Source organism: Flavobacterium sp. B167r (genome assembly GCF_056824315.1).
Genome location: NZ_CP124859.1, coordinates 5299465 through 5312869 on the forward strand (window position 1 = coordinate 5299465; position 13405 = coordinate 5312869).

The window sequence follows — 13405 nt, forward strand, 5'->3', positions numbered from 1 at the left end:
TTAAAAAAAATAGCATGAAAAACACATTTATTCTTTTTTGTTTCTTATTCCTAAATTTTTCTTTTTCACAGAAGAAACACGATTTTACGGTAACTTCTCCTAACGGAAAAATTGACGTTAGGATTTCTGTGAATGATAAAATCTCTTGGTCGATTTCACATGAAAAAGATTTGATTTTGACTCACTCGGAAATGTCTTTGACTTTAGATGAAAATCAAACTTTAGGAAAAAATCCAGTTGTTATTAATTCGAAAAAAGAAAGTGTAAATAAATCTTTTGAAACTCCTCTTTACAAAAAGAAATCAGTTCAAAATCATTACAATCAACTGAATTTAAACTTTAAAAATGATTTCGGTATTGAATATCGTGTTTTTGATGATGGCGCCGCGTATCGATTTATTACCAAAAAGAAAAAAGACATTACGGTTAAATCTGAAGAAGTAGTTTTAAATTTTGATCAAGATTACAGGACTTTAATGCCTTATGTTAGAGATTTAAGAAATCCAAAAGATCCTTATATTTCTTCTTTTGAAGCGCATTATGAAAACAAAAAAATAAGTGAATTTTCTAAAGATACTTTGGCATTTCTTCCATTTTTAATTGATTATAAAAACCACAAAAAAGCAGTTTTTCTAGAAGCCAATTTGGAAGATTATCCGGGATTATTTGTTACAAACAACAAAAACAAATCAGGTTTTGAATCTCGTTTTTCTAAATATCCATTAAAAGAAACTAACGGTGGATTTAACAATATTAACCGATTAATTACAGAAAGAGCCGATTATTTAGTAAAAACAAAAGGAACAAGGACTTTTCCGTGGAGAGCAATTGTAATTTCTGAAAATGATGCCGCTTTAGCGAATAATGATATGGTTCAGAAATTAGCTGAGCCTTCAAAAATAAAAGACATTTCTTGGATTAAACCAGGAAAAGTAGCTTGGGATTGGTGGAACGACTGGAATATTTACAACATCGATTTTAAGGCCGGAATAAATACCCAGACTTATAAATATTACATTGATTTTGCTTCTAAAAACAAAGTTGAATATGTGGTTTTGGATGAAGGCTGGAGTTTGGAAGAAGACATAATGAAACACAATCCGAATGTGGATTTGGAAGCTTTGATCGCTTACGGAAAAGAACGAAATGTCGGGATTATTTTATGGAGTTCGTGGATGGCTTTAACTAAAAATACGGACGGAATTTTAAAGAATTATGCCGATTTAGGAATTAAAGGTTTTAAAGTTGATTTCTTAGATCGCGACGATGCCAAAATGGTAAATTCGGTTTATGATATTTCGCAGAAAGCGGCTAATTATAAATTGATTTTAGATTTCCACGGCATGTACAAACCAACTGGAATTCAGAGAACTTATCCAAATATTTTAAATTTTGAAGGCGTAAAAGGTTTAGAAAACAATAAATGGACACCAAATGATGATGTTCCATTATACGATACTACAATTCCATTTATCCGAATGATGGCGGGCCCGATGGATTATACGCCTGGCGCAATGCGAAATGCAACTAAAAGTGAATTTAAACCAAGTCATTCCACTCCAATGAGTCAGGGAACGAGATGTCATCAATTAGCGCTTTACACGATTTTTGAAGCGCCTTTACAAATGATGGCGGATAGTCCGACGGCTTTTATGAAGGAACAAGAAAGCACTGATTTTATTGCTAAAGTTCCAACGGTTTTTGATGAAACTGTTGCTCTTGATGGAGAAGTTGGAAAATACGTTTCTATTGCTCGAAAAAAAGACAATACTTGGTATTTAGGAGCTATCACAAATTGGGATTCCAGAGACATTACAATTGATTTTTCTTTCCTTGAAAAAGGCAAAAAATTTCAAGTTGAGATTTTCTCTGATGGTTTAAATGCCGATAAAGCTGCAGTAGATTATAAAAAAGAAATTATAACGATTGATTCTACAACGAAGTTAAAATATAGATTAGCAAGCGGTGGCGGTTTGGCAATGATTCTAAAATAAAAAAAATGGGACAATTTTAGTCCCATTTTTTTATATCATTTCATTTCTCACAAATTACATCTTACAAACATTAAGATAATATCTTCTCAATAGCATTCAATTCGTCATGAGAGAACTCCGTATTCTGTAAACAATCGATATTATTACACAATTGTTTTACCGAACTTGCACCAATCAAAACCGAAGTAATTCGTTTATCTTTTTGCAACCAAGCCAAAGCCATTTGCGCCAAAGACTGATTTCTATTTTGAGCAATTTCATTCAGCTGAATCAATTTCTGAATACGTTCCTGCGTAACTTCATCTTCTCTCAAATGTCCGTTTGGATTATGAGCTCTTGAATTCTCAGGAATTCCTTTTAAATATTTGTCAGTTAAAAGTCCTTGTGCCAAAGGCGAAAACGCAATACAGCCCACTCCTTTTTCTTCTAAAACATCCAACAAACCATTTTCAACCCAACGCTCCAACATTGAATACTTCGCTTGATGAATCAAACAAGGCGTTCCCAATTGTTTTAAAACATCAACTGCAACTCTGGTCTGTTCTGCCGAATAATTACTGATTCCAACATACAGAGCTTTTCCGCTTCTAACAGCATGATCTAAAGCCATCATCGTTTCTTCAATCGGAGTTTCCGGATCTGGACGGTGTGAATAAAAAACATCTACGTAATCAATATTCATTCGCTTTAAACTTTGATCTAAACTTGAAAGCAAATATTTTCTAGAACCCCAATCCCCATAAGGCCCGTCCCACATCGTGTAACCGGCTTTTGTAGAAATTACGATTTCATCACGTAGATTTCCCTGAAAATTATGCCATAATATTTTCCCAAAATTCTCTTCAGAAGAACCTGGAACTGGACCGTAATTATTCGCCAAATCGAAGTGTGTAATTCCTTTATTAAAAGCCTCAATAGCAATGCTTTCTGCATTTTCAAAATTATCCACAGAACCGAAATTATGCCATAATCCTAAGGAAATTTCAGGCAGTAATAATCCGCTTCTGCCGCATCTGTTATATTTCATGTTTGTAATTTAAAAGTTGGAGTTTTAATAGATTTTAAAAATACGAAATTTTGCCACGAAGGCGCAAAGTCACTAAGCTTTTATTTGAAAATGAAATCGCCACGAATTCACAAATTAATTGTTTTAAAATTCGTGAATTCGTGGCGAAAAAAAACTTTGAACCTTTGTTACTTTGTCCCTTTGAACCTCTTAAAGAATCTCAAAACCACTTTGCAATCCTTTATCAGAGCTTCCTCCAACCATGATTTTAAAAGTTCCTGGTTCTACAAGATATTTTCCTTCGTTATCATAAAAACCAAGTTCTTTATCTGTTAAAGTAAAGTTTACCGTTTTCGTTTCACCTTTTTTAAGATTCACCAATTCAAAACCTTTTAATTCTTTAATTGGGCGAATGATACTTGCAAATTCATCATGAATGTACAATTGAACTACTTCTTTTCCGTCATAATTTCCTGAGTTTGTTACCTCAACAGAAACCTGAACTTTCTCACCTTTTGCAAAAGAAGTTTTATTCAATTTCAGGTTTTTATAATCGAAAGTAGTGTAACTCAATCCAAAACCAAATGAGAATAGCGGTGTTTTTTCCACATCCATGTAATGCGACCAAAAAACGTTTTTATCACTATCTATTGGTCTTCCTGTACTGTATTTGTTATAATAAATAGGCACCTGACCTACATTTCTCGGAAACGACATTGGCAATTTCCCACTCGGATTATAATCTCCGTATAAAACCTGAGCAATCGCATTTCCTGCTTGAGTTCCTAAATGCCAAGCTTCCACAATTGCTGGAACATTTTCTGCAGCCCACGGAATACTCAATGGACGACCATTATTTAAAACCAAAACGACATTCGGATTTACTTTGTAAATTTCTTCTAATAATTCTTGCTGTAAACCTGGCAAATTCAAATCAGTTCTACTTCTTCCTTCACCACTTTGAAAACCATATTCACCCAAAACCATTACCACAACATCCGCATTTTTTGCTGCTTTTTTCGCTGCTTCAAATCCGCTTTTATCTGTTGTGTTGAAAATGGTTTCAGTTAAAAAGGTTGCTTTTTGTTTTAATAAATCTGCACCTTTTTCAAAAGTCAGCTGATTGTCTTTGTATTGGTGCATTCCTTCTAAAACAGAAACTGCAGTATCGTCTGAAGCCGCAATTCTCCAACTTCCCAACGGACTATTTTTATCATTTGCCAAAGCTCCAATCAAAGCGATTTTTTGTCCGGATTTCTTTAGCGGAAGCAAATTCTTTTCGTTCTTCAATAAAACGATGGATTTCTTCGCCATGTCTAAAACGCCTTCGTTATTTGCTTTACTTCCAACAACTTCTTTTTCGCGTTTTTCATCACAATATCTGTACGGATCATCAAATAATCCCAATTCAAATTTCACACGAAGAATTCTGCGAACGGCATCATCAACCAAAGCTTCTTTTACTTTTCCTGATTTTACCAAATCAACCAGTTTTGCAACATATAAATACGACTCCATATCCATATCAGAACCTGCAATTACTGCTTTTGCCGTTGCGTCAGCTTCGTCTTTTGCATAACCATGCGCAATCATTTCACGAATTGAAGCATAATCCGAAATCACAAATCCGTCAAACTTCCATTTTCCTTTTAAAATATCTCTTTGCAAAAAAGCATTTCCAGTTGCTGGAACTCCATTCAAAGTATTAAATGAATTCATAAACGTACGCACTCCCGCTTCAACCGTCGCTTCAAAAGGAGGCAAAACCGAATTGTACAATTTAGAATTACTGATATCCACAATATTATATTCCAATCCAGCTTCAACATAACCGTAAGCCGCAAAGTGTTTCGCACAAGCTGCAATCGTATTCACTTTTTGCAAATCAGCAATGGTTTCTCCTTGAAAACCTTTCACACGCGCATAACCCACTTTGCTTCCCAAATACGGATCTTCTCCCGCACCTTCCATCACACGTCCCCAACGCGCATCGTTTGCAACGTCAACATTTGGTCCAAAAGTCCAATTAATTCCAGATGCCGAAGCTTCATCAGCCGCAATTGCCGCCGATTTTTTAATAGCTTCTAAATCCCAACTCGCGGCTTCTGCCAACGGAATCGGGCTTAACGTTTTATAGCCATGAATTACGTCAAAACCAATAATTAACGGAATTCCCAAACGCGTTTCTTCGACAGCGATTTTCTGTACCGAACGGACTTCCTTTACACCACGAACCGTAAGCATCGACCCAACTAATCCTTTTCGTAAATGTTCGTATTTTAATTCTGCCGTTCCGCCTTTTGGCGCTGGTCCCGTAACATCCCAAAAACCATTATATTGGTTCATCTGTCCCACTTTTTCCTCCAACGTCATTAACGGTAAAAGCAAATCAATGCGTTGCTCAACAGTTTTATTTTTATCCAGATACGGCTTTTTTTGTGCACTCATATTTCCAACAGTAAACAGGGACAAAACCCCGATAATAATTATTTTTCGATTCTTCATGATGGTTTAGTTAGTTTAGTAATTTGGGCGTGTCCCTTCGGGTCGGGCTATCCGTTACAAGTCCTCGCACTTCCTTCGTCAGGCTGCGGGCTTTCCACTTCTATCCCTCACGCAAACATTTTCAAAAGAGCATTTTCATCATTCTATTTTTATAATTCAAAATCATTCAGAAACAAAACAAGAAGCAGGTAGATTGGCTTTATTAAACAAATCCGATTGCGTTGTATTTCCCCAAGCAAACCTCACTTTTGCAGGGTTTGCAACTTTTTTACTTGTCAAAATCACCTGATTATTTTTTAACGAAGCTTCAGCAGGAAAAAAAACTCCATCGGTTCCAGCAACTTCAAATTGATTCGATTTTTTATCTTTAAAATACAATCCGTCAGCATAATCAAAAGAAACGATTACTTTGTTTTTATCAATCTTAAAATCTTTAAACAACGGGCCATTTACCAAATTCGAATTGGTTTTGTAAGTTTCCTTCAAAGCCAAATTCGCCAAACGAATACCAACTGATTTTTTATTTTTAGGATGAATATCAATCGTATCTGAAATATCGCTTATTACCACCATTCCTGTTTTCGGAACTTCTTTCAATAATTTTCTTTGAGAATCTCTAACCGTTACGTTTGAAAAATTATTTTTTCCTGTTTTAAACGGCGCGATTTGAACATAATAAAACGGGAAATCATCTTTCCATTCTTTTCTCCAAGACGTAATTAACGCTCCAAGGGTTGCATCATAAACCAAAGAACCAACATTAGATTCGCCTTGATACCAAAGCGTTCCTGCGATCTTAAATCCAACAATTGGGTAAATCATAGCATTATAAGCGCGCCCAGGCTGTCTTGGTCCGTATTCTTGTTCGTTAAGTTTTTTAGCATTTTCTAATAAAATCGGATCGTTATTTACGACTTCTTCAGGCATCCAAATTTCCGCAGGAGTTCCTCCCCAATTTGAAGAAATCAATCCAATTGGGACATTCTTTAAATCTTCGCGAAGGCGTTTGGCAAAAAAATAACCAATCGCACTAAAATATTTCATGGTTTCTGGAGTCGATTCTGTCCAATTTCCAAGCAAATTATTCTGCGGACTTTCTGCCGTTAATTTCGGAACGGTAAAAAAACGAATGTTTGGATTCGTTGCATTTTTCATTTCTTCTTCCCCATCATCAATTCCCCAACTTACAGACATTTCCATATTCGATTGACCTGAACAAAGCCAAACTTCTCCAATCAAAATATTTTTTAAAACCACTTCGTTGTAGCCTTTTATAGAAATTGTAAAAGGTCCGCCCGCTTCTGGAGTTTTAATCGTCAATTCCCATTTCGCCTGATTATTGGCAACAGTTTTGTATTCCTGATTGTTCCAGCTAGAAACCAGTTTAATTTCTTCTTTTGGATTTGCCCAACCCCAAATTTTCACTTCAGAGTTGCGTTGTAAAACCATATTATCACTAAAAATATTCGGAAGCGAAACGTTTGCCATCATAGTACTGGAAATCAATAAAAAGAAAACAAACTTATAGATATTATTTTTCATTTATCAACTTCTTTAAAAATGGTGCATATTCGTCTGCCAAAACCTTATGATCTGCCACATCTGGATGGCCAGTACATCCGTTTGGAGTCATTGGTTTGAATTTGAAAATCTGAATTGGTTTTTGTGCTTTATCATTCGCGAAAGCATTTTTAATTTTATTCAAACAATCTTCAAAAACAACTCCTCTTTCTCCTCCAACCATCGGGCTGTTCGTTATAACAATCTGCACTTTCGGATTATGTTTGTACAACATCTTTATAAAATTGATGTAATTCGAAATGTATTTTTCAGGATTAAAAGGTAAACGTTCTTTCTTTCCGTCTCCGCCAGAAAAGTCATTTGTACCCAAAGCAATGCTGATAATATCGGGCTGAAAAGCAAAATCATATTTAGGTTTTGAAGCATCTTTTGTTAAATACAAATTCCCATACAAATCGGGCATAATACCTTCTTCTTTATTTTCATCATTCCAATTGCGATACATTCCAATTCCAGAAACACAGCTCATTAAATAATCTGCGCCAATTGCTCTTGAAAGTGTTGGCCCATAAGCGTAATAACCATTATGATGATCGTAATATTCTCCTTTGTCGCAAGGAATATCAGAACCATCGCTCGCAGCTCCGCAAGTAATGGAATCTCCGATAAACTCGATTTTCTTTTTCTTTTTAAATGAAATTGAAGTCAGTTTTGCAGTTGTTCCAGCGAATAGAATATTTCCGCTTTGAGCTTCTGTATTTTTATAGATTTCTAAACGATGCTCTTTTTGATTTGAAGTAACTTTTATTGGAAAAGTTTGAACTCTTCCTTTTTCAATTCTAATTTTCCCAATATATTTTCCGTCTAAAACCAAAGAAACATAATTATGATGTTCGTAAGCGTCTACACTTTGAAGTGAAATCGAACATTCATTTCCCGTAAAATTGAAAGAAACAGAAGAAGCCGTTCCGATCAATATGACGTTATCATTCTGCAGTTTTTCTACTCGACCTTGATATAGGAATGTTTTATTTGAATTTAGCGTTTGCGAATTTGAAATAATCGAAATCAGCAAAAACGAAATTAAAAGTGCTATTTTTTTGGGAAACATAATTTATTTGTTAAAATATAAATACTATTCACAAATATATTGGAAAGAGAATATCAAAAAAGATACTAAAATGTCAAAAAGTAATAAAAAAACACCACATAAACACATCAATTCCGGGTTTATTGAGGTTAATTCTTACAAGTATAGTAAATAGTATTCTTTTTGAAATGCTTAAATTGCAACTTTTATATATCAATACAACAATTTTAAACACAAATGAAGTCACGTTTTTTTATTTTCCTATCTGCCGTTGTTTTATTTTCTTCTTTTAATTTAAAAAAGAATGAAAACGAAACTCTTGTTCAAAATCCTAAGATTCAAACCGAAATCAATCGTGATTCTCTGATTGTTTTTGCAAAAAAGAATTTGGGCATTCCTTATGTGTACGCCAGCAGTAACCCGCAAAAAGGTTTTGACTGTTCGGGTTTTGTGAGTTATGTTTTTAAGAATTTTGGAATGCCGCTTCCGCGAAGTTCAAGCGGTTATAAAAACATCGGTAAGACTTTAAAACCAGAAGAATTTAAAGTGGGAGATATTTTGGTTTTCTACGGATATAAAAATAGAAATGTGGTTGGTCACGTCGGAATTATCTGCGAAGCCAACGGAATGCAGTCGAAATTTATTCACGCTTCATCAGGAAAAGCGCAGCAAGTTACTATAACAGCGCTTGATACAGAACACTATACCAAACGCTTTTATAAATGTGTTGATGTTTTATCGGAATAAGTTTTTTTTGTTAGCCACGACCCGAGCGATAGCGAACTGGCGAAGCAATTCACGAATTTCTGTGGTTTTTATTTCACGCAGATTTAAAAAGATTTAAGCTGATGTGCGCAGATTTATTTTATAAAAAATCTTTTTAAATCTGCTCAAATCTGCCAAATCTGCGTGAAAAATTACTGCAAACTAATTTTTTATTCTTCAGTTAAAAGTTTAATCAAACTTTCATCTCTACCGTAAATATCTTTATAGAAGTTTAGATTTCCATCACGATCTACCCAAGCTGTAAAATATCCTATATAAACAGGAACTTTTTTCTTAAGCGTGTACCAGCTTTCTTTTCCTGCGTGCATGGCTTTGTCAATTCTTGCTGGATTCCATTGCGGATCGACTTTTAGCAATTCGATTGCTAATTCTCTTGGTTTTGCTACACGTACACAGCCGTGACTGAATGCTCTGCTTTCTCTTTCAAACAAACTTTTTGACGGCGTATCGTGCAGGTAAATATTACTTGAATTTGGAAATAAAAACTTCACTAAACCTAAAGAATTGTTTTTCCCAGGAAGTTGGCGAACTGCACCATTATTCCATTCAAGATTTTTCTTCTGCAAATAGTTTTTATCCTTAGCCATTCCAGGTTTAATCTCCGATTTGATAATACTCGGAGGGACATTCCAATATGGGCTAAAAACAATATTGCTCATCATTCCGCTGAAAATAACGGTTTTTGTCATTGCTTTCCCCACAACAACTGGAGATATAAAAGCTATTTTTCCGTCTTCGATTATATACAATTTAAATTCAGGAATGTTAACTTCAATATATTTTTGGCCTTTTTCCAATTCAGGATCAATCCAACGGCAACGCTCCATATTCGCAATAATCGTTTTAATGCGTTCCGAAACTGGAATATTCAAATCATTAATATGTTCTAATAAAATAGTATTTTTCGGAGTATAGCCGTGACGAACTTCATAATTCTTAATGGCTTTAATTAAAGTTGTATCGCAAACAGCGCTTTTAGTGTCTTCCTTAAGATCTTTCGTTACAAAAAGCCTTTCTCTAATTTGAGCAATAACATTTGATGAATCTCCTAATTTTAAACTCTTATAATCTTCATCTGTTTCAATGGTTTTCCAGCCTCCGTTTTTCTCAATTTCTCTGTATTCCTTAAGAGCATCACGAAGTTTGTAGTATTGGCTGAACATCTTTTTTTTCTTATCATCCAAAATGGTTGATTTTTTGAAAATAGAATCTGAAAGCACTTGATAATTGAATTTTTTTCGAGGTAAAAGCCATTCCATCGAAATACTTGTTTTTTCATCAAAACCAGCATATACTTTTTCGGCATAATAGTAATACAAATTTGACAGCAGTAAGTCTGTATCTTCTTTTGATATCTTTTTGGCTGGATTGTTTTCGAAAACAGAATTTAGCTCTTCTTTATAAGGATAATTGGCTTTTAATCCTTCTTGATCCAAATTTTTGTATTGGTTGAACAATGTGTTTCCAAACTCAACAACTCCTTTATTATCCTGCCACAATTGAGTTAATTTATTTTTTTGATATAAAGAAGTTACATCGCCTTTAAACTTTTCCAATTTCGGATAAGTTTCATAAAATTTCGCAATGCGTGTAGTGTCAATTGTAAGTTTTAATTCTGGAATTTTTTCAACTTTCTTTATCGAATTTTCATCTTTCTTATCTGCTTTCGAATTACACGAAAAAACAACGAAAAAAACGACTGCAATTATAGGCGTATACCAAATTTTCATAGCTTAAATTTTTTGATTAAAAGTAGAAAAAATTCTGTTAAATCAAAGAACTCCGAAATAAATCTTAATTCTTATTTTTTTGAAGTTTAAACGGTTAATAAAAAATAAAAGCTCCAAACAATTTTCATGTCTGGAGCCTTCGCCATATAACCAACCTATTAAAAATCTTAGATAACTGTACCTTTTAAAGTAAGTATTTTTGGTGTTGTTTCTGCACTAGTTGTAACAGTAACTGTTTTTGTAAAAGCACCTTTATTTGCCGCATTGTAAGTTGCAGTAACTTTTGCAGATTTACCTGGCTGAATTGGTTCTTTTGTGTAATCTGTAGCTGTACATCCGCAAGATCCTTGAACATTTGTAATTACAACAGCAGTTTTTCCTGTATTTTTAAATTCGTATACAATTGCTTTTGGAGTTCCTTGCGGAATTTGTCCAACATCAATTGTTTCTGCTTTCCAAGCAATTGTAGAAGCGGCAGTAGTTTCTGAAATTTCATTATCTGAAACTAAAGATTGTACCGGTGCAATTGCCGAAAAAGACATAAGGCCTAAAGCCAAAGCTAACATCGAAATTTTGATCATTTTCATGACTGATATATTTAAAATGGTTTTTAGTTCATTTTGATATTACAAAGGTAATTCAGACAAATTCAAATCGCTGTTAACCGCTTTCAAACGTTTGTTAATGACTTGTTAATCGCTTATTTTCAGGCTAAAATTGATTAATATTACACTCTCAAAATCCCTTATTCTTGAAAATTAATAAACTCAACAGTATCATTCTCTTAGGATTGGTGGCCATCATTAGCATTTTGGTGGCGCAATTGTTATGGACAAAAGAGGCTTTTACAATTGAACAAAAAAAACTGAGCCAGAAAGCACATATTGCTTTATTGGAAGTGGCTAAAAAATTATACGAAGGAACCAACCACGAATTGCCAGTTCAAAATCCGGTACAGAAAATTGCAAACGACTATTATATTGTAAATGTCGACAACGAATTTGAACCTGATATTTTAGAATTTTATCTGAAAACGGAATTCAAAAAAATGAACATCACGACCGATTTCGAATACGCGATGTATAATTGCCAAAGCGACGAAATGATTTATGGTGATTATATTTCGCTTTATAAGAAAAAAGCAGAATGCAAAAAGACCGTTTATTTCCCAAAACATAAAAATCTGGTTTACTATTTCGCAGTTCGTTTTCCAAATGAAACCACTTATTTATTTAGTTCGATGCGATTTTGGTTTATTCTTTCAACCGCATTGATTCTGATTTTATTGATTTACGTTTATTCGATTTTCACACTTTTACAGCACAAAAAATATTCAGAATTACAGCGCGATTTCATTAATAATATGACGCATGAATTTAAAACACCGCTATCTTCTATTCTTATTGCTTCAAAATATTTGATCGAACAAAAACCAATTAAAGAAGATAAAAAACTTTATACCTATACCGATATTATTATCAATCAAGGAAATAAATTAAACAGTCATATCGAGAAAATTCTGCATATTGCGAAATCTGATTATACTCCTTTAGAACTCAAAAAAGAAAGTATTTTAATTGTTCCGATTATAGAAGAGGCAATCGAAAATATTAAATTGAAATATCCTGAGGCTTCTATCAAAATTGAAACAATTTCAAAAGAATACTTGCTGGAAACCGATATTTTTCATTTTGGTAATTTAGTTTATAATTTGCTGGATAATGCAGTGAAATATTGCAATGAAAAACCAGAAGTTACCATAAAAATTATTGAAGAAAATAACTGCTTAAAATTGGAGTTTATTGATAATGGAATCGGAATTAATCCTAAAAAGATATCTTTTATCTTTGATAAATTTTATCGCGTTCAAAACGAAAAAAGTAACGAAGTTAACGGGTTTGGACTTGGTTTATATTATGTAAAAGAAATCTGCAGTTTGCAAAACTGGAAAATAAAAGCCGAAAATAATTCAGAAAAAGGTGTTACCTTAACGCTATCAATTCCATACAAAAAATGAAAAATTTCAAAATACTATATGCCGAAGACGACGAAACCCTTGCGTTTTTAACCAAAGACAATTTGGAGCAAAATAATTATGAAGTGATTCATTGTTCTGATGGGAAATCGGCACTGAATTTTTTTGAAGAGGAAGAATTTGACATCTGCATTTTTGATATTATGATGCCAAAAATGGACGGTTTTCAACTTGCTGAAGCGGTTCGGAAAATTGATATTGAAGTTCCTATTATTTTCCTTTCGGCTAAAACTTTAAAAGAAGACCGCATTAAAGGTCTTCGTTTAGGTGCTGATGATTATTTGGTAAAGCCTTTTAGCATTGAAGAATTATTATTGAAAGTGGAGATTTTCTTAAAGCGCTCGCAGAAAAATATTCCGCCTGTAAAAACAATTTACGAAGTAGGAAAATATCAATTTGACACTAAAAATTTTATTCTTTTTAACGACGAAGAAAAAGTTGGCTTGACGCAGCGTGAAGCCGAATTATTGAAGCTTTTTCTCGATCACAAAAATTCTGTTTTAAAAAGAGAACAAATCTTAACCTCTTTATGGGGAACCGACGACTATTTTATGGGAAGAAGTTTGGATGTTTTTATTTCTCGTCTTCGTAAAATCTTAGCAAATGAAGAAGGTATTTCGATTGAGAACCTACACGGAATTGGGTTTCGGTTTTCTATTGGATAAATCACAATTCTGCTAAAAATAAAGAAAAATCTGTAAGCAGTTGTTCGAAAAACTTTGTATTTTTAATATCTAA

The 13405-nt window shown here is 33.7% G+C and carries 10 protein-coding genes; 4 read left to right on the forward strand and 6 right to left on the reverse strand.

The features are described 5' to 3' along the window. Nucleotides 1–14 precede the first annotated feature (14 nt). Entirely contained in the window at nucleotides 15–1994 is a 1980-nt protein-coding gene (locus QLQ96_RS23090; RefSeq protein ID WP_482493472.1) for a glycoside hydrolase family 97 protein, read from the forward strand. Between the two features lie 70 nt (nucleotides 1995–2064). Here the strand turns inward: QLQ96_RS23090 and QLQ96_RS23095 are convergent, their stop codons facing one another. The 4 genes from QLQ96_RS23095 to QLQ96_RS23110 all read right to left on the reverse strand — a co-directional run bounded on the left by QLQ96_RS23095 (nucleotide 2065) and on the right by QLQ96_RS23110 (nucleotide 8137). Then, complete coding sequence (locus QLQ96_RS23095; protein WP_482493474.1) at nucleotides 2065–3021, reverse strand: aldo/keto reductase; 957 nt, start codon at nucleotides 3019–3021, stop codon at nucleotides 2065–2067. Between the two features lie 189 nt (nucleotides 3022–3210). Next, nucleotides 3211–5505, reverse strand: a complete 2295-nt coding sequence (gene bglX / locus QLQ96_RS23100) for a beta-glucosidase BglX (RefSeq protein WP_482493476.1) — start codon at nucleotides 5503–5505, stop codon at nucleotides 3211–3213. Between the two features lie 162 nt (nucleotides 5506–5667). Next, a complete protein-coding gene (locus QLQ96_RS23105; RefSeq protein WP_482493478.1) occupies nucleotides 5668–7047 on the reverse strand; it encodes a sialate O-acetylesterase in 1380 nt (459 codons plus the stop codon). Beyond that, on the reverse strand, nucleotides 7037–8137 hold the full coding sequence (locus tag QLQ96_RS23110; RefSeq protein ID WP_482493480.1) for an SGNH/GDSL hydrolase family protein: 1101 nt from the start codon (nucleotides 8135–8137) through the stop codon (nucleotides 7037–7039). Before QLQ96_RS23110 ends, QLQ96_RS23105 begins: the two co-directional genes overlap by 11 nt. Nucleotides 8138–8353: 216 nt before the next feature. On the opposite strand from QLQ96_RS23110, the gene QLQ96_RS23115 reads away from it, so the two are divergent. Further along, entirely contained in the window at nucleotides 8354–8863 is a 510-nt protein-coding gene (locus QLQ96_RS23115) for a C40 family peptidase (protein ID WP_482493482.1), read from the forward strand. Nucleotides 8864–9051: 188 nt separating this feature from the next. Here QLQ96_RS23115 and QLQ96_RS23120 read toward each other — a convergent pair whose 3' ends face one another. Together QLQ96_RS23120 and QLQ96_RS23125 are read right to left on the reverse strand one after the other, a co-directional pair. Then, entirely contained in the window at nucleotides 9052–10632 is a 1581-nt protein-coding gene (locus QLQ96_RS23120) for a L,D-transpeptidase family protein (RefSeq protein ID WP_482493484.1), read from the reverse strand. 167 nt (nucleotides 10633–10799) lie between these two features. Beyond that, entirely contained in the window at nucleotides 10800–11219 is a 420-nt protein-coding gene (locus QLQ96_RS23125; RefSeq protein ID WP_482493487.1) for a DUF1573 domain-containing protein, read from the reverse strand. Between the two features lie 164 nt (nucleotides 11220–11383). Between QLQ96_RS23125 and QLQ96_RS23130 the strand changes: the two genes are divergently transcribed. Beyond that, entirely contained in the window at nucleotides 11384–12649 is a 1266-nt protein-coding gene (locus QLQ96_RS23130) for a sensor histidine kinase (protein ID WP_482493489.1), read from the forward strand. After that, the gene (locus QLQ96_RS23135) at nucleotides 12646–13332 is read left to right on the forward strand and encodes a response regulator transcription factor (RefSeq protein ID WP_482493490.1); all 687 of its coding nucleotides are present in this window, start codon (nucleotides 12646–12648) and stop codon (nucleotides 13330–13332) included. Before QLQ96_RS23130 ends, QLQ96_RS23135 begins: the two co-directional genes overlap by 4 nt. The last annotated feature ends 73 nt before the right edge of the window (nucleotides 13333–13405 follow it).

Bases quoted from the DNA above. Each gene is read 5' to 3' on its own strand.
- QLQ96_RS23135 (WP_482493490.1), top strand. From the start codon at position 12,646: ATGAAAAATTTCAAAATACTATATGCCGAAGACGACGAAACCCTTGCG.
- bglX (WP_482493476.1), bottom strand. From the start codon at position 5,505: ATGAAGAATCGAAAAATAATTATTATCGGGGTTTTGTCCCTGTTTACT.
- QLQ96_RS23110 (WP_482493480.1), bottom strand. From the start codon at position 8,137: ATGTTTCCCAAAAAAATAGCACTTTTAATTTCGTTTTTGCTGATTTCG.
- QLQ96_RS23120 (WP_482493484.1), bottom strand. From the start codon at position 10,632: ATGAAAATTTGGTATACGCCTATAATTGCAGTCGTTTTTTTCGTTGTT.
- QLQ96_RS23125 (WP_482493487.1), bottom strand. From the start codon at position 11,219: ATGAAAATGATCAAAATTTCGATGTTAGCTTTGGCTTTAGGCCTTATG.
- QLQ96_RS23090 (WP_482493472.1), top strand. From the start codon at position 15: ATGAAAAACACATTTATTCTTTTTTGTTTCTTATTCCTAAATTTTTCT.
- QLQ96_RS23095 (WP_482493474.1), bottom strand. From the start codon at position 3,021: ATGAAATATAACAGATGCGGCAGAAGCGGATTATTACTGCCTGAAATT.
- QLQ96_RS23115 (WP_482493482.1), top strand. From the start codon at position 8,354: ATGAAGTCACGTTTTTTTATTTTCCTATCTGCCGTTGTTTTATTTTCT.
- QLQ96_RS23105 (WP_482493478.1), bottom strand. From the start codon at position 7,047: ATGAAAAATAATATCTATAAGTTTGTTTTCTTTTTATTGATTTCCAGT.